This is a genomic window from Spirosoma terrae (genome assembly GCF_010435915.1).
GTDB classification, from domain to species: domain Bacteria; phylum Bacteroidota; class Bacteroidia; order Cytophagales; family Spirosomataceae; genus Spirosoma; species Spirosoma terrae.
The window spans coordinates 219,198-234,691 of sequence record NZ_JAAFZH010000008.1 but is presented as its reverse complement, the minus strand read 5'-3'; the positions used below and the strand labels follow the sequence as shown (position 1 = coordinate 234,691).

The following is a 15,494-nucleotide window of genomic DNA, read 5'->3' as shown; positions in this document are numbered from 1 at the left end:
CCCCGTACCGACGAATGTCAGTATGGGGATTTTTGCTAATATAGTCCTTCAATTTTCCTATCTCCATGGCTCCACTCACCGCAAAGCAACATCGTTACGCCCGGTTAGTTATTGTTCCGGTGGCGGCCTCTATAGCTTCTCATCTGGTTTTCTATAAGCATTACCCCTACGAAATTGACTACCGCTTCCCGTGGCCTTATTTCTTAACGGTAGCCACCGTTATGCTCTGCTGCTGGGAGACCAATCTGGCCATTTTCCGGTATCTGGATCAGCATACCCCTTTTTATAAAAACCCAGGCAGACGTATTCGTCAGCAAATTCTGCTTGGTGGATCGCTGACTTTGTTAACGTTCTCCGTTGTCTTTCCCTTAGCCATCAGAGTGTATTCCGGCAACTGGCCATCTATGCCCCTCGTTACGTCCGGTATATTTGTTTGTATTACGATCGCTACGCTTGTCAACGGCGGCTATGTTGGGCTGTATCTCCTTCAAACAATCTCTCTTGAGAAACGGCAAAACATAGCCAATAGTCAACCTAAACTGATCCCAGCAACTCAGTCATCAGCTGGCTTATTGATTGATGCAGGAACACGGCAAATTCGTTTAATGCCCAGCGAAATTGCTTATTTCTACTCTACTGGAGGAGTTGTCCTACTCGTTCAAACCAATGGGCAGCAACTAACCACTAATTATAATTCATTCGCCAGCCTGGAAAATCAACTACTGACAACTGGATTTTTCCAGCTCAATCGACAATTTATTGTTGCGATGCATGCAATCCGACAGGTTCAGGATGATAGTAACCAAAAACTTCTTGTTGAGTTAATGCCAGCATTGCACAAAAATCAAACGGGCGAACAGGTAACCGTCAGCCGGTATCGACGGGCTGACTTTAAAAAATGGTTTCGCCAGACCGTTCCCATTTAACCATCCATTACGTCTTACACTACCATTCGTTGATTTAGCCCATTTTCTCCTTGGTAGAAACTCGTCATGGCCTGTTCCTTTGTTCAAACAGACAAGCAGGAATCATGAAACCGAATCTATCGTATCTATTTGTTGAACCGCCCCTTTGGCTGGCTATTGCTTTTGCTGCTACTACGGCCATTACGTTCATTGGCTTTCTAAAAGCAGTTCATCGATCCGCCCCAAAACGAACTATCTCTACTGCCTTAGGTTTACTGGTCTGGCTGCTAATCCTGGGCGTATTGGCGGCTCAGCATTTTTTCACAACGCTTACCAGCAAACCACCCCGACTCCCCCTGGCCATCCTGCCGCCTTTCCTGCTGATAGCGGGTTTATTTAGTTCGTCGAACGGTCGTGCTTTTCTGGACAAACTACCACTGTCTACACTTACCTACATCCATACCATCCGGATTCCCGTCGAGTTAGTTTTATACGCTTTATATATCCATCATCAAATTCCAGAACTCATGACGTTTGAAGGGCGCAATGTTGATATTCTGGCGGGTCTGACAGCTCCGGTAATCGCTTATTTTTCTTTCAATAGACCCATCCTCAGTAAACAATGGCTATTTGTCTGGAACGTAGTGGCTCTGGTGCTGTTGCTCAATATTGTGACTCACGCCCTCTTATCGGCCCCTTCCCCCTTTCAGCAGCTAGCGTTTCAACAACCTAACATCGGTATCCTGAAATTCCCGTTCATTTGGCTACCGGGTTTCGTTGTACCCATTGTCCTGCTTAGTCATCTTGTTGCTTTCCGGCAGCTCTGGCGAAGAAACTAATGGATACAGAAGAACCGGCACTCCCGCTGTCAGCATATGCCGGTACGTATAGAAATGGAATTTACGGCACGGTTACGATCAAAACCGCTGACGATGGCCTAAACGTTACGTTCGAACATCATCCTAACCTATCCGCCGAACTCGATTATATGGATAACGATACGTTCCGAATGACTTACTCCAATCAGTCGTACGGTATTTTTCCGACCAAATTTACTGTCACCAATGGCAAGGTCACGAGCGTCGACATTAAGGCCAGCGATTTCGTAGAGTACGACTCTTATGTGTTTACCAAATAACGTACCTTTTTTCTTCACTCGCTTCCAATACGTTTAAGAAAGCGAGTGAAGAAAAGATTGTTTTTAGCTGACTAGGCAGTAGTTTCTTCGACGGTTGCCCCAGGCGCGTTTCGTTTTACAGAATCGATTCCATTATCGCGGCCCGCTTCTGATTCATACATCTGGCTGGAGCCAATGATCTGGCCATTGCCAGCCTTCAGATTGAAATAGTATTTTCCGTTTTTCGATTCCAGCCGGTCATACTTTCCATCGTCGGGCCCATTTTTCCGCACTGACTCAATACCGTTTTCACAGCCTGTTTTGCTGGTATAACCTTCGCTGGTTAGAATTACCTGACCGTTATCGGCTTTCAGGTTGAATTGAAACTCGCCGTTGGCTCTCGTCGATACTACAAATTTGCCCATAGTCGAATCTAGTTAGTGAATGTGATAAATGACCGTCGTATCTTTTGTAACGATCTGCAAGAAAATTACTAATAAATCACACGTTCTACTACGAACAGCACAGAAATTTCGCTTATTATAATCCTATTAAATCAAAGAAATACAATATTAATATATGAATTAGAAACGTTGCGGCTTAACCCTTGTGTCAATCCGTCGATTTTCACGCGGGCGATTTCAGAGGCTGGTTAAACTTTTTCAGGCTACTGAAGTCTTACACAAAACACTTGAATCAGAAAGCTATGCGTACCCTTTTGCTGGGTGTTCTGCTCCTCGTGGTAGGCTGTCGTCGACCTTCTACTCAGTTTGCAGCTATGCTTACTCCCCCCAATCAGTCAGACATTACCGACTTCTCCGCTTATATCAAAGCGGGCGAAGAACTTGTTGCCATTGGTAATGATCCGGGCTGGTCACTGGCCGTTAATGGCTCGACACGCTTGTTACGGTTCAAAGCCACTACCGGCGACAGCCTTAACGTAGTAGTACCGGAACAGCAGCCTGGTGCAGATGGTACGTTCCGCTTCGATCTTCCGGCTCCTTCCGGGCGATTTAAAGCGACCTTTTCGCCTGATAATTGCGTCGATAAACTATCCCAGCAACGATTCGACTATCGCGTGGAGGTCGATTATAATGGGAAGCATTACGTAGGCTGTGGGGTATCGTTACGTATCGTAAGCCTGCTTCAGGATATTTGGGTACTAACTGATTTACAGGGCCAACAGATTACTCCTTCTGCTAACGGCCGGGAGGTCCCCAGGCTGGAAATTTCATTAACCGATGCCCGGGTTACTGGCACAACGGGGTGCAATCGGCTGAGTGGTAGTGTCCACGCCGATACTCATCTGATTCGCTTTGGCCCACTTGTTACAACTAAAATGGCTTGTGTCGATAACATAAGCGCTGTGGAATCTAAATTCCTGAACCTACTTGTCCAGCCGGTGGCCTACCGGGTTAGTGACGGAAAACTTACCCTGTTCCAGCAGGGAAAGCCCGTAGCCACCTTCAAGAAAGTAGATTAATGGTCTATTAAAGATATAATTCACCTATAAAAGCGCTACCATAGCGTTAGGTTTTTCGTTACTTTTGTTTCTTACTAAAAGACAAACGAATACTCGAATAAGTTAACCTTCGCCTGTCTTTCTGGTCAATTTACCGCAACCCAATCTGCATAAATTTCAATCTCTATGAAACACTTCCGGCTTCCCTCCCGCGCGTTGTTGCTGGTGGGCGTGCTAGCAGTGACTGCGCCTTCCTGGGCACAGACAACCGCTAAGCGCACTACGTCCACTAAGCCTACAGCCTCAGCCGAAGCCCCTGTTGCGCTCAATCGGGTACTGGTTTTTTCCAAAACAAAAGGCTTCCGTCATGCGTCGATTCCTGTTGGCAAACAGGCCATTATGAAACTTGGTCAGGAAAATGGGTTTGCTGTCGATACAACGGAAGATGCATCAAAATTTAACGAATCCAACCTAAAAAAGTATGGAGCTGTAATCTGGTTGAGCACTACCGGGAATGTGCTCGATGAAGCACAACAAGCGGCCTTCGAGCGGTATATCCAGGCAGGGGGCGGTTTTGTTGGTATTCACGCAGCCGCCGATACCGAATATGATTGGCCCTGGTATAACCAACTGGTGGGTGCTTATTTCCTAAGTCATCCTAAGCAGCAAAATGCCGAAATCGACATCGTCGATAAAAATCACCCGTCCACTAAAATGCTGCCTGACCACTGGAAACGGTGGGACGAATGGTATAACTACAAGAGCATTCAACCCACTCTGAAAGTCCTGGGTAAACTAAATGAAAAAACGTATGAAGGCGGCCAGAATGGCGATAATCATCCGTTTATCTGGCATCATGAGTTCGATGGAGGTAAAGCATTCTATACGGGTGGTGGCCACACAGACGAATCCTATAGCGATGCGTTGTTTTTACAGCATATTTTAGGTGGTATCAAATCGGTGATGGCCAGTAGCCTGAAGTTTGGTCAGGCTAAAACGCAGCCTTATCCCGAGGAGAATCGTTTTGAGCGGCAGGTACTAACGGCCGGTCTGGATGAACCGACGGAACTGGTTGTGCTCGACAACGGAAAGGTGCTTTTCTCGGAACGGAAGGGTGCTTTAAAGCTTTGGGACCCTACTAAAAAGAAAGTAAAGGTAGTCGCCAATTTTCCGGTGTTTACCAAGTTTGAGTATGGTCTGATGGGATTAAACGTAGATCCAAATTTCAAACAGAACAAATGGATTTACGCCTACTATTCTCCACTGACGGGTAATTCAGTAGCCGACACCGCGCAACACTTATCTCGGTTTGTTTATGACGATGTTAAGGATACCCTGTTACTCAACACGGAAAAAGTATTGTTGACTATTCCGGTTAAACGCGATGGATGCTGCCACACTGGCGGCTCGATTGCCTGGGATCGGAAAGGCAATCTGTACCTGTCGACTGGCGACGACACGAACCCGTTTAACTCTGACGGCTACGCTCCTATTGATGAACGTCCGGGACGTAGCGGCTGGGATGCTCGTTTAACGTCAAGTAATACCAACGATTTACGTGGAAAAATTATCCGTATCCATCCCGAAACCGACGGTACGTATTCCATTCCTGAAGGCAACCTATTTCCGAAAGGAAATCCTAAAGCCCGCCCTGAAATCTACGTAATGGGTAACCGAAACCCATACCGTATTTCGGTCGATCAGCGCACAGGTTTTTTATATTGGGGCGAAGTAGGTCCTGACGCTGGTAACAATAGCGACAAATACGGCCCGCGCGGTCACGATGAGATCAATCAGGCGCGGCAGGCTGGTTATTTCGGCTGGCCGTTGTTCGTAGCCGATAACCGCCCCTACCACACACGGACCTTTGCTGACAGCACAACCGGTCCGCTTTTCGATCCGCAAAAGCCTATTAACGACTCACCCAACAACACCGGTTTGAGAGAATTACCACCTGCTCAGAAAGCGTTCATTTATTATCCATACGCTGAGTCACCAGAGTTTGGTGAGATTGTTGGCAAAGGAGGACGTAACGCCATGGGTGGACCCGTATATTATTACGACGATTATCCAGAAACATCGGTGAAATTCCCCCGCCACTACGATGGTAAATTCTTTGCCTATGAATGGATGCGCGACTGGATTCATCCGGTTACGATGAAAGAAAACGGCGATTTTGTGAAGATGGAAACCTTCCTTCCCAACACGAAATTTTCGCACGTAATCGACATGCAGTTTGCCAATGACGGTTCGCTCTATACGTTGGAGTATGGCCAGCAATGGTTTGCAGCGAATGCCGACGCCCGACTGTCGCGCATTACGTTCAATGCTGGTAACCGCAAGCCTGTAGCGGTAGCGAGTGCAAATAAAATGGTAGGTGCAGCCCCGTTAACTGTCAAGTTTGATTCGAAAGGGTCAATGGACTACGACAACGATGCGCTGAAATACGAATGGACGTTTGGTAAAGGTATGCCAAAACAAACGACGGCCAATCCAACCGTTACGTTCAGCAAACCTGGCGTTTATACCACCACCCTGAAAGTTACCGATGCTGCTGGTAATTCGGCCACCCAAAGCATGGATATCAAGGTTGGGAATGACGAACCTAAAGTGGAAGTTGCGGTTGCTGGCAATAAAACCTTCTATTTCCCGAATCAGCCGGTAAAATACACCGTCAAAGTCGTTGATAAAGAAGATGGTACGTTACAGAAAGGTATCAGCCCCGACGACGTAACCATGACCATCGATTATCTGGAGGGCTTCGATAAAACGATGCTGGCGCAAGGCCACCAGGCTAATACAGGCTTTTCGACCGGAAAACGGCTGATTGAGCTGAGCGACTGTAAGGCTTGCCACGCTATCGATAAAAAGTCGATTGGGCCTGCTTATATCGACGTAGCGAAGAAGTACAAAGGAGGTTTTCAGATTGAGGGAAAACTAGCCCGTAAAATTATTGCTGGTGGCGGTGGTGTCTGGGGCGAACAGGCCATGAGTGCCCACCCACAACTGAAAGAAAGCGAAGCAACTGACATGGTTCGCTACATTTTATCGCTGGCCAACGAAAAAGCGGCCAACCGCCAACCTCTTGCTGGCGACTACGTGCCTGCACAGCAGAAAAAAGATGGCTCCTACCTATTGACTGCTACCTATACAGATCGTGGTAATGGCGCTATTGGTCCCGTTACAGGAACCTCAACACTGGCGTTACGTTCTCCGGTCGTTAAAGCCGTTTCAGCCGATGTTAAACAGGATATTTTCCAGTACGATATTCCGAAGATGGGTCCTGCCGCTATTGGCCTGAAATCGGGCAGCTACGTAGCCTTTACAGATATTGATCTAACCGGTATCAAAGGCATTTCGCCAACCGTATTTGCCAGCAACGATCAAGTAGCGGGCGGCAAGCTCGAAGCCCGGCTAGACTCACCTACCGGTACGTTATTGGGCGAAGCAGATGTAAAAACAGGGGCTACAGGTGCTGTCAGCATTCCTTTCCGGCAACCTGTATCGGGTCGCCATAAACTGTATCTGGTATTTGTCAATCCAGAAGCTAAACAGAAACCTCTTTTCGCTGTAGACGCGGTTCAGTTTACAACACAAGGGATGTAATTCGGTCAGCTTACAGTCAATAAAAAAGCCCACTTAGGTGGGCTTTTTTATTGACTCAACTAGCTAATTTGTCGAGTTTACTTTTATAAACTTTTATATAATCTCGGGGCGACATGCCCGTTGTTTTTCGAAAAACACGATTAAAGTTTGTGGCACTATTAAATCCCGTTGAATAGGCTATTGTAGAAATCCCATCATGATTACTATTTATTATTTTTTTACAAGCCTCACTAATACGTATTTCATTTAAAAAAGCATTATACGTTTTCCTGGTATGCTTTTTAAAATACTTGCAGAAAGCATGCGGAGTTATATGCGCTATTTCAGCAATTTTATTCAGCGTAATATTTTCAGCGTAATGTTCTAGCGTATACTGAAATACATCGTTCATCCGAACGCCTTCGCCATCAAAGAAATAATTTCTCGACAAGCCCGAATCTAACGATTTCCAGTCTCTTACCTGCTTGGAGAAATAGTCAAATAATTTGATCAGCGTTAATAATCGGTCGAGGCTATTTTTATTTTTCAGCTTAGTTAATACGCGGCTAACATGTGTTACGTATTGAGAAGGTAGTTGTAATCCGTATTGCGTCGTAGGCAGAAAATTACTAATCGATTCCATTTCAGGAAGGTCAAAAAACTGCCCTGGAATTCGACTCTGATCAAAATAAACGTGAATGGCATGCGCATTCATACGTTCTGGATGACTAAAATGTGAGGCATCCGACTTAAATATATGTGGCTGATTAGCCCCTAGAATATAAATATCACCGGGTTTGAAGGACTGACTATAATTGCCTGCTGTTAAGGTACCCGTACCATGAAGAATTACTGTTATCTGTAGTTGTTTATGTCGGTGAAAGTAATTGTAAAAATAGGGCAGGATGTCTTCATCAACTACAACCGAATCCTCTTTAGGGACAGGCGGTGTAAATTCCAACACTTTCATAGACAAGACGGTTTATTATTATTTCAGAACGAACTTATACTATTTACAGCCAAAGTAAATTTGCTTTTAAAGCATTTATTCGTAAAATATGGTTACTTATTGGCTGTAATGCAAGATAATCATATGCTTCTTATTCCAGAGAAAAAACTAACAGAAATTTTAATTAAAATTTCATGTTATCATAGTATAAAAAACCGCAATAAGTATAATTACTCAGCAGCTATATTGTTATTTTTACACAAGTAAAATAATTATCTGTATAGACAGTTGTTTGACATATGGTATCTGATCAGGCTGTTAACAGGATAAAATTTCACAATAATTGTCCAAGTCTTTTCAAAAATTGCCAGCACCACTTTCAGGAGAATCCTAGGTGTAGATTTGAAAAAAAATAGGCATGAATAGTAAAGCTAAAATTTCATTCGACAATACTGAACAGGCTTTTATTTATAAGTCTGATAAACAATTAAAAAAAACGTATCGCCTGTTTCAATTAATGAATCAGGGATGGCTGGTTAGCATTGGAACAGAACTTACCATACTAGCCGTTAAATGGAAACTACCCATCAAAGGTCTGCTACGATCTACAATCTTCGAACAATTTGTAGGTGGCGAAACCCTCCAAGGTACGAAAACGGTTGCCGAAAATTTAAAGAAATATGGCATTGGTATAATATTCGATTATGGCGCAGAAGGGAAAGAAAGTGAAATAGATTTCGACAATGCCAAAGACGAATTTATCAATGTAATTAACCACGCGGCCAATCCAGAAACAACCAATCTGATTGCGGTTAAAATAACGGCACTCGCCCGGTTTGCCCTCCTTGAAAAATTAAATACAACCTCTAAGCTGACAGCCGAAGCAGCTACGATCAATACCGATCAGCTTACTACGTCTGAAAAGCAGGAATGGGACAAAGTAATACAACGCCTGGTTGACTTATGTAAGCTAGCATCCCAGAAAAATGTGGGTATTCTGATTGATGCTGAAGAATCCTGGATTCAGGATACGATTGATGCCATCACCATGCAATTGATGCAGGTCTATAATAAAAATAGAGTGGTGCTCTTTAATACCATACAGCTCTATCGCCACGACCGGCTTGAATTCCTGAAACTTTCGCACGCGATGGCGTTAAAAAATGATTTCATTTTAGGGGTTAAAATTGTGCGGGGTGCCTATATGGAAAAAGAACGGAAACGAGCGGAGTCTCTACAGGCCCCCTCGCCTATTCAACCGGATAAATCGTCGAGCGATCAGGATTTTAACGCAGCTATCGATTACACAATTGAACGGCTCAGTACCCTGTCGGTAATCATTGCCTCCCATAATGAATACAGCTCTCAGTATGCGGTTCAACTACTCGACGAAGCGAACCTGACACTCAACCACCCCCATGTGCAGTTTTCGCAGTTATACGGTATGAGTGACAACATTACGTTTAACCTGGCTAAAGCAGGCTGCAACGTAACCAAGTACTTACCCTATGGGCCTATTGATGATGTTATACCCTATCTGATGCGCCGGGCACAAGAAAACAGCTCCGTTGCTGGCCAGACCAGCAGGGAGCTGTTTTTAATTGAAAAAGAAATAAAGAGGAGAGGTATTTAAGTAGTGCTCGATTATTAGTTTGCATTAAAAGCACTAAAATTGATCGTTAACTCTCGACCCACATTCGCTAAACAGCGATTTAAGGCATAAGCTAATTCATCGCTGGTCGAATAGTCCTCGGGTTTTAACCATCCCCCTTTTAGATGTCGCCATAGCGTTTCAGCAAGGTTGAAATGAGGACAATAAGTCGGTAAGAAAAATAGATAAAGCCCTCTGGCTTCCCAAATCGAACGCATCCCTTGGATGTAGCCCGCTGTGTGAATCCGAGCATTGTCCAACACAACCACTGTCGACCGATGAATCCTAAACGAGAGCTTATCCAGTTGTTCACCCACAAACCGAGCCGTGATGCGTTGCTGAGTAGTGGACCAATGCAAGCTATTTTGCCGGTTAATCAGCCCCCAAGAGTTGATTTTGAAGCCCTTTTGGGCCACTATATGAACATCTTCCTGGGGAAATTGCCAGCCATAAGGCACATAGCCTTCACTACACACATGGGTTTCGTCGCCATAAAACAGATCAATCAGCCCTTGCCCAGAAAGTTCTTCCAACTCCCTAAGTTGTTCTTTTTTGTAAGTATATATTACCGGATCAGGCTTTCCTTTTACCCGTCGGCGAATTCGTTTATATCGCCCACCAAGGTTTTTAAAAAGGTACGAAACGTAGACTCGCTGACGGGTTTGCTACCTTTTTGGCGAGTGGCTTGCCAGTCAGCTTTGGCCAGTTGGATACGCTGGCGGTTGGCTTTGACAGCCGCCAGCACGGCCTCTTTGTCCGCTATTTTATCCAGTAAGGGCTTACGGCCCCGCCCCGGTTTAATTTTTAGCCCTTCGATCCCATCATTTTTAAAGCGTTTTAACCAACTATTCACACTAACATGGCACATGCCCACGATCAGAGCCACGTCTTTCGAGTTACGGCCAGCCGCTTTGAGCAGGATGGCTTGGCAGCGCATGCGAAAGCTGTGGTTGTCGTTGCTCTTCAGTTCGCGTTCTAACTCAGCCTGTTGGGTGTTGGTTAGAACGGGTGTGTTTACTCGTCCCATGAGGGCAAGTTAGGAAATAATGCAAACTATTTCTTACAGACTACTTACACACTTTAAAATAGTGACAGTATGTAGTATATAGATATTTACTAGGTACTATATATTTGTATATATGCAAATATACTTGTTGTTTGTATATATGCAAACAAGATTAGTTCTCTATAGATAGCTCAAAGCACAATGAAGTATGCAACTCCATATCAATACGCGAAACTTTGCGGAGTATCCACACAGGCTATTTATAGTAGAATAGCTAAAGGATTGATAGAAAAGATACAAATACCTGATCCGACAGGTGCACTCAAAGATTATATAGATACTGAAAAATACCCACCTGAAAGGCTAAGAAAAAAGGCAATAGGGAAAGAATAATTTATTTGCATATAGACAAATAAAAATTAACTTCGTTGATCAATTCAATACGAAAGAGGCTATATAGTGTCCACAATTTGGAGGACTGCCTAGCCAAAACGGTAGATATTGAAGGGTAAACAAATAGTGAACCCCCTCATTTGAACTTTGGACGGTGCAATGAGGGGGTCATGTAAACACCCTAAACAGTTCATTTATTATGTCTACGGAGCAAAGCTACGTGGGTAGGGGAAACTTTGCAACAACCCCTCCACCAACGGCCCAAAATGCGGCCTCACACCAATCTACAGCGGATGATCGGCTCTCATCCATTCATGTCAATCCGCTAACTGGACAGCCCAATGAAGTTTGGAAACCTCTGGCCGGATTCGAAACTCAATACCGTATCTCTAATCTGGGTAACGTATGGAGCAATGCTGATCGGGATTACGTCAAAACCTGGCCAAACAAGGATGGTGATCATTGTTTTATTGTCCGATCGGGTCAAAAGAGAATCTCGGCAACCATTCGGGTCCACAGAGCCGTTGCTGAGGCTTTTCTGCCCAATCCAAACGGATATGACTGGGTTCGGCGTAAAGTCAAAGACGGTAAGCGCAACGAAGTAACCAACCTTCGCTGGGAACCCTCACCCCGTTTCAACGCGAAAAACCGTTCCGCTACACAGGCAACCTCCACCGAGACTAAGCCCCTTGTCCCTGAAAGTGATCCGGAAGAATTGTTAGCAGAGATTCCCGCTCTGCTAACAATTCATGACCGAACAGCAGGGTCTAAACACCGTCCAGCGGCTGTTTCAATTCTTCACATCGATATCTGGTACCGCAATGGTCTGAAAGGTGAAATCAATCTAACCTCGCCTAATCTGATCAGTGGTGAGTTTGTCGAAATGCAGTACTTCTACATGAAGCAGTATTTCAACAAGGTCGGTCAGTGGATGGAACTGGAAGCCTACCAGGCCAGTATCTGTTTCCCCAGGCCCGATGGTACGATCAATACGGTCGGTGTTTTTGACAAGGTGATCTTTTCTCCCGAAAAGGCCTACAGGACTAATCAGTATTGCGGCTGCGATACCCAGAAAGGAGGGGCAGATGTCCAGTAAAATAGCCGTAGAGGAATTTGTCTCCTCAACCGCTCAGTGGTCAGCCAGGGCTTTGCACCGCCTGAAGTGTACCCGCCTTTTAGCAGACTATGAGACAACGGAAGCATTGGCTGTGCTTGGTAAACACATGCGGCAGCTGAGGGATACAACCAACAGCATTGCCTATATGGAGCAGAAAGGGACTACTGTTCATGGATGGGAGCGGCTCCTTGATCAGCTCTACTACCGGCAGCTCAAAGTAAACCAGACTGCCCGCCTGTACGAGATCACACCTTACCCACTGGCAGGCAATGGTCATGAGCCGGTCAAATTAGATGCTGTTTTTTCGGCCTGGTCGAACTCCATGGCTCCCCAAATTCTAAAGGGAGATTCTTTGAAGGCTAAACCCATCGATCGTTACCATTTTATGTCGACTAATGGTATTGTAGCTCTAGCCTACCGTTATAACAGAACCCATCCTCGCACCTGGCTGATTGGCCGGGTTGAGCCGGTCCAGAATAGACTTCTCCGTCTGACGCAGGATAATAGCCTTTTTGGCCACATGGACCGCGTCTTTCCACTCAGGCAGGTAGTGATGATGTATAAGATCGAAGAACTAACCCGGCATTTTGCCTAAAGAAAGGAGCCATAACATGAATTATATAACCTCAACCGGCAAGGATATCCGGCACAGTACCTTCTGGGCTTTTGAGCTGGAGATTGAGACAAGCTCCAACCTTGATTTACCGATGGCCCTTTCGGGCGCTGAGATTGTACTCGATGCCTTATGGGCTCATCTGGATAAAGCCTACGAAGAATTGGAGTATTATACAGAGAAATGGCATAGCGGTTTGAAAGAAGGAAAGTCGGTTGTACTCGATGATTCCAGCCAGAAGGAGATTATCCTTCATCTGGAACAAGTCAAAGTACTGACTCGCTATATTGCCTGCATTACCAATGACCTGGGGGCTGATCTGCGCGAGATTGGCAACGCTATTAATCGAAAGGAGGGCAGTCATGAATGAGCTGATCCCTATTTCGACTAGTGGCCAGGGCTTACCTACAGTTTCGGGCCGGGAGCTGCACCGTTTTCTGGGAAATAGGAAGCATTTCGCCGATTGGATGAAGGGCCGTATCAAACAATATAAGCTTGTCGAAGGTCAGGATTATACATCGGTTTCACTAAATGGTGAAACCGGTGGCCGGATCATTGAGTATGTACTTACGCTGGATACAGCCAAGGAACTGTCCATGGTAGAACGTACCGAAAGAGGCAAACAGGCTCGTCAGTACTTTATCGAGGCTGAGAAACGATTACAGCAGATAACTACTCAGCCGAACCAGCTGCTTACCCATCTTGATAAGCGTATAACGGATCTGGAGCAGAAGCTTAAAGCCGTATTAGACTCACAGCAGCAGGCCGCTCGATCGCTACTGGATGTCCCCCGAAGCAGTGAAGCGTTACCGGTTGAAACAACGCGCGCTAAAGTACAGCGGATTGTCAATGGCTACTGTCGGGCAAAGGGGGTTAGTCAGCAGAACGCCTGGCGATTGGTGTATAACCGGCTCTATTACCTCTACCGGATCAATATTCGAGGCCATAAACGCACTGAGCGGGAGAGTTGGCTGGATGTGGCCGATCGGAAGGGGTATATGGAAAATATTTATGCGATTGTCAGTGCAGAGCTCACCATTTAAGCAATATTAATATATCCTCAATTTTATTGGAAGATTGAGGATATATTAATATATAGTCAAAACATTTTTCTAACTTTTTTTAACCTGTTTATTGAGAGCTTGGCTTATCGAGCTAATTAGTTTTTCCAATTCTTCATTATTGGCATATTGTCTAAGTAAAGCACTTAAAAGACGCTTTCTATTAGGAGGCGCATAGCTTTTGAATAAGAGATCTTCAAGTTCTTTTTTTGCCTCTCTACTATTTATGTCTTCTTCTTTAATAATAGGAAGCTTTAGGCTAGTTTTTATAGTCTCTAGTCCAAGAATCGCATTGATATCTAAATAGTAAATTATTGGTTTTATTTTAATATGAGGTTTATTATTAAAAAGTTCCTCCATACGTTTAGCCCAAGTATCAGATGCATACGGGCTATCTTCTATGATAAATAAATATTTCGTATCACTTTTATTTAAATTCTCTATTAATTTTTCTGTAATATTTCCTCCTAGTGAAATGATAGTAATATTATCTGAGTTAACTGCTTCTTTTAATTTAGGCAGTATTAATTCAAAAAATATCTCTTCTGATTTTCCCTCAACAAACAATGTTATCTCTTCTTTACCTGGTTTTGCTTTAGGCTTTTGAGATTGTAAATTGTCAAATTGTTTATAATATGAATCAATTCCATTTATCCTCAGAGTCCTCTTAAATAGTGGTATCCAAGCATTAAATGTTGACCATATATGTGGTATAGTGGAGTTTGGTGTATTATAAAAAAAAACAATAAGACCACCAATTCCACCATAACCTAATGGTGATTTTGGATTGCAAATCTTCCCATAATATTCAAGGCGCTCTTTTAAATTTTTTCTGTTCTCAAATTCTAGGCCATCATAAAAAGACGAGTCAAATGAGATAATTGTATCATTTGTATCGTATTCGAAAGCAGAAAATACATATGCTCCTGTATCCTTTTCTACCTTTTTTATACCTTCCTTCATTCCCACAGCAGTTAAAAGGAATATATTTTTAACACCTAGTGGAATTAAAGTTTCTGTGATTTTTTGTATTTCTTTTATAGCTTGGTTTCCTGTAGATATGATGTCATCAACTAGTACTAAGTTTTCTATCCTACCTTTCTCAATATGAGCAAATGAATCTTCATCTAAAAAATTTTCTTCAGAAAGCTCATTAGAAATTCTGAAATTATATCCTATCATAGCTCCGCTTTTACCTCCGTCACCGATGCCCGCAAATAATGTATTCTTGCTATTTATTTTGGTGCCTTTATCTATTGACATCCTTTCAAGCTTACTATATGCAATATGAAGAGCACTTTTTAGCTCTTCGTAGCCAATAATATTTAGATTCTTAATAATTCTATAAGCTAATTCAAAGTCATTGTTATCAAATTGCATCATCCATTTTACTACTTCTTCAAAGGGTATTGGAATAGTCCAATTTTCAACAATAGATCTAATTTCATCTAGTTTGGATGTTAAAGCTTGTGGATATTTCATGAAATAAACAATTTATCAATGTCGATACAGAATAACAATTGAGTGTTATTCTACTTATGTTTGATTTCTTAGTATGCTTGTTTTGTAAAATCGCACACATATACACTTAATAAACATGAAAATATGATCATGTAAAAAGTATTAGAATAGGAA

Annotated in this window: 16 protein-coding genes; 11 read left to right on the top strand and 5 right to left on the bottom strand. The window is 43.7% G+C overall.

What is annotated here, in order from left to right; genetic code table 11:
- Nucleotides 1–65 precede the first annotated feature (65 nt).
- The 3 genes from GK108_RS18490 to GK108_RS18480 all read left to right on the top strand — a co-directional run bounded on the left by GK108_RS18490 (nucleotide 66) and on the right by GK108_RS18480 (nucleotide 2,043).
- Nucleotides 66–926 (top strand): LytR/AlgR family response regulator transcription factor, encoded by an 861-nt coding sequence (locus tag GK108_RS18490; RefSeq protein WP_163951787.1) that lies wholly within the window; start codon nucleotides 66–68, stop codon nucleotides 924–926.
- Between the two features lie 104 nt (nucleotides 927–1,030).
- A complete protein-coding gene (locus tag GK108_RS18485; protein ID WP_163951785.1) occupies nucleotides 1,031–1,744 on the top strand; it encodes a hypothetical protein in 714 nt (237 codons plus the stop codon).
- Complete coding sequence (locus tag GK108_RS18480; RefSeq protein WP_163951783.1) at nucleotides 1,744–2,043, top strand: DUF3471 domain-containing protein; 300 nt, start codon at nucleotides 1,744–1,746, stop codon at nucleotides 2,041–2,043. The genes GK108_RS18485 and GK108_RS18480 overlap by 1 nt, the downstream gene beginning before the upstream one ends.
- A 71-nt stretch (nucleotides 2,044–2,114) precedes the next feature.
- Here GK108_RS18480 and GK108_RS18475 read toward each other — a convergent pair whose 3' ends face one another.
- Entirely contained in the window at nucleotides 2,115–2,447 is a 333-nt protein-coding gene (locus tag GK108_RS18475; RefSeq protein WP_163951781.1) for a YegP family protein, read from the bottom strand.
- A 281-nt stretch (nucleotides 2,448–2,728) separates the two neighbouring features.
- Here GK108_RS18475 and GK108_RS18470 point away from each other — a divergent pair, with 281 nt between their 5' ends.
- Both GK108_RS18470 and GK108_RS18465 read left to right on the top strand, forming a co-directional pair.
- The gene (locus tag GK108_RS18470) at nucleotides 2,729–3,505 is read left to right on the top strand and encodes an META domain-containing protein (RefSeq protein WP_163951780.1); all 777 of its coding nucleotides are present in this window, start codon (nucleotides 2,729–2,731) and stop codon (nucleotides 3,503–3,505) included.
- Nucleotides 3,506–3,670: 165 nt separating this feature from the next.
- Nucleotides 3,671–7,090, top strand: a complete 3,420-nt coding sequence (locus GK108_RS18465; RefSeq protein WP_163951778.1) for a ThuA domain-containing protein — start codon at nucleotides 3,671–3,673, stop codon at nucleotides 7,088–7,090.
- A gap of 55 nt (nucleotides 7,091–7,145) precedes the next feature.
- Here GK108_RS18465 and GK108_RS18460 read toward each other — a convergent pair whose 3' ends face one another.
- Nucleotides 7,146–8,039 (bottom strand): AraC family transcriptional regulator, encoded by an 894-nt coding sequence (locus GK108_RS18460; protein WP_163951776.1) that lies wholly within the window; start codon nucleotides 8,037–8,039, stop codon nucleotides 7,146–7,148.
- A gap of 397 nt (nucleotides 8,040–8,436) precedes the next feature.
- Here GK108_RS18460 and GK108_RS18455 point away from each other — a divergent pair, with 397 nt between their 5' ends.
- A complete protein-coding gene (locus GK108_RS18455; RefSeq protein ID WP_163951774.1) occupies nucleotides 8,437–9,651 on the top strand; it encodes a proline dehydrogenase family protein in 1,215 nt (404 codons plus the stop codon).
- Nucleotides 9,652–9,665: 14 nt separating this feature from the next.
- Here the strand turns inward: GK108_RS18455 and GK108_RS18450 are convergent, their stop codons facing one another.
- Together GK108_RS18450 and GK108_RS18445 are read right to left on the bottom strand one after the other, a co-directional pair.
- A complete protein-coding gene (locus GK108_RS18450) occupies nucleotides 9,666–10,202 on the bottom strand; it encodes a transposase (RefSeq protein ID WP_212592832.1) in 537 nt (178 codons plus the stop codon).
- 53 nt (nucleotides 10,203–10,255) lie between these two features.
- The gene (locus GK108_RS18445; protein ID WP_163951708.1) at nucleotides 10,256–10,696 is read right to left on the bottom strand and encodes a helix-turn-helix domain-containing protein; all 441 of its coding nucleotides are present in this window, start codon (nucleotides 10,694–10,696) and stop codon (nucleotides 10,256–10,258) included.
- Nucleotides 10,697–10,876: 180 nt separating this feature from the next.
- On the opposite strand from GK108_RS18445, the gene GK108_RS18440 reads away from it, so the two are divergent.
- The 5 genes from GK108_RS18440 (at nucleotide 10,877) to GK108_RS18420 (ending at nucleotide 13,841) form a co-directional block, all read left to right on the top strand.
- A complete protein-coding gene (locus GK108_RS18440; RefSeq protein WP_163951772.1) occupies nucleotides 10,877–11,068 on the top strand; it encodes a hypothetical protein in 192 nt (63 codons plus the stop codon).
- 199 nt (nucleotides 11,069–11,267) lie between these two features.
- Entirely contained in the window at nucleotides 11,268–12,164 is an 897-nt protein-coding gene (locus tag GK108_RS18435) for an NUMOD4 domain-containing protein (RefSeq protein ID WP_163951770.1), read from the top strand.
- Nucleotides 12,154–12,780: a hypothetical protein gene (locus GK108_RS18430; RefSeq protein ID WP_163951768.1), complete on the top strand. Its 627-nt coding sequence runs from the start codon at nucleotides 12,154–12,156 to the stop codon at nucleotides 12,778–12,780. Before GK108_RS18435 ends, GK108_RS18430 begins: the two co-directional genes overlap by 11 nt.
- Before the next feature lie 16 nt (nucleotides 12,781–12,796).
- Nucleotides 12,797–13,168 (top strand): hypothetical protein, encoded by a 372-nt coding sequence (locus tag GK108_RS18425; RefSeq protein WP_163951767.1) that lies wholly within the window; start codon nucleotides 12,797–12,799, stop codon nucleotides 13,166–13,168.
- Nucleotides 13,161–13,841: an antA/AntB antirepressor family protein gene (locus tag GK108_RS18420; protein WP_163951764.1), complete on the top strand. Its 681-nt coding sequence runs from the start codon at nucleotides 13,161–13,163 to the stop codon at nucleotides 13,839–13,841. The genes GK108_RS18425 and GK108_RS18420 overlap by 8 nt, the downstream gene beginning before the upstream one ends.
- 69 nt (nucleotides 13,842–13,910) lie before the next feature.
- Here the strand turns inward: GK108_RS18420 and GK108_RS18415 are convergent, their stop codons facing one another.
- On the bottom strand, nucleotides 13,911–15,341 hold the full coding sequence (locus GK108_RS18415) for a phosphoribosyltransferase-like protein (RefSeq protein WP_163951762.1): 1,431 nt from the start codon (nucleotides 15,339–15,341) through the stop codon (nucleotides 13,911–13,913).
- Nucleotides 15,342–15,494: the final 153 nt, after the last annotated feature.

Excerpts from the sequence above, each read along its gene's own strand:
- GK108_RS18435 (WP_163951770.1), top strand. The coding sequence starts at position 11,268 with ATGTCTACGGAGCAAAGCTACGTGGGTAGGGGAAACTTTGCAACAACC.
- GK108_RS18430 (WP_163951768.1), top strand. The coding sequence starts at position 12,154 with ATGTCCAGTAAAATAGCCGTAGAGGAATTTGTCTCCTCAACCGCTCAG.
- GK108_RS18485 (WP_163951785.1), top strand. The coding sequence starts at position 1,031 with ATGAAACCGAATCTATCGTATCTATTTGTTGAACCGCCCCTTTGGCTG.
- GK108_RS18465 (WP_163951778.1), top strand. The coding sequence starts at position 3,671 with ATGAAACACTTCCGGCTTCCCTCCCGCGCGTTGTTGCTGGTGGGCGTG.
- GK108_RS18415 (WP_163951762.1), bottom strand. The coding sequence starts at position 15,341 with ATGAAATATCCACAAGCTTTAACATCCAAACTAGATGAAATTAGATCT.
- GK108_RS18490 (WP_163951787.1), top strand. The coding sequence starts at position 66 with ATGGCTCCACTCACCGCAAAGCAACATCGTTACGCCCGGTTAGTTATT.
- GK108_RS18480 (WP_163951783.1), top strand. The coding sequence starts at position 1,744 with ATGGATACAGAAGAACCGGCACTCCCGCTGTCAGCATATGCCGGTACG.
- GK108_RS18460 (WP_163951776.1), bottom strand. The coding sequence starts at position 8,039 with ATGAAAGTGTTGGAATTTACACCGCCTGTCCCTAAAGAGGATTCGGTT.
- GK108_RS18475 (WP_163951781.1), bottom strand. The coding sequence starts at position 2,447 with ATGGGCAAATTTGTAGTATCGACGAGAGCCAACGGCGAGTTTCAATTC.
- GK108_RS18440 (WP_163951772.1), top strand. The coding sequence starts at position 10,877 with ATGAAGTATGCAACTCCATATCAATACGCGAAACTTTGCGGAGTATCC.
- GK108_RS18425 (WP_163951767.1), top strand. The coding sequence starts at position 12,797 with ATGAATTATATAACCTCAACCGGCAAGGATATCCGGCACAGTACCTTC.
- GK108_RS18445 (WP_163951708.1), bottom strand. The coding sequence starts at position 10,696 with ATGGGACGAGTAAACACACCCGTTCTAACCAACACCCAACAGGCTGAG.
- GK108_RS18420 (WP_163951764.1), top strand. The coding sequence starts at position 13,161 with ATGAATGAGCTGATCCCTATTTCGACTAGTGGCCAGGGCTTACCTACA.
- GK108_RS18455 (WP_163951774.1), top strand. The coding sequence starts at position 8,437 with ATGAATAGTAAAGCTAAAATTTCATTCGACAATACTGAACAGGCTTTT.
- GK108_RS18470 (WP_163951780.1), top strand. The coding sequence starts at position 2,729 with ATGCGTACCCTTTTGCTGGGTGTTCTGCTCCTCGTGGTAGGCTGTCGT.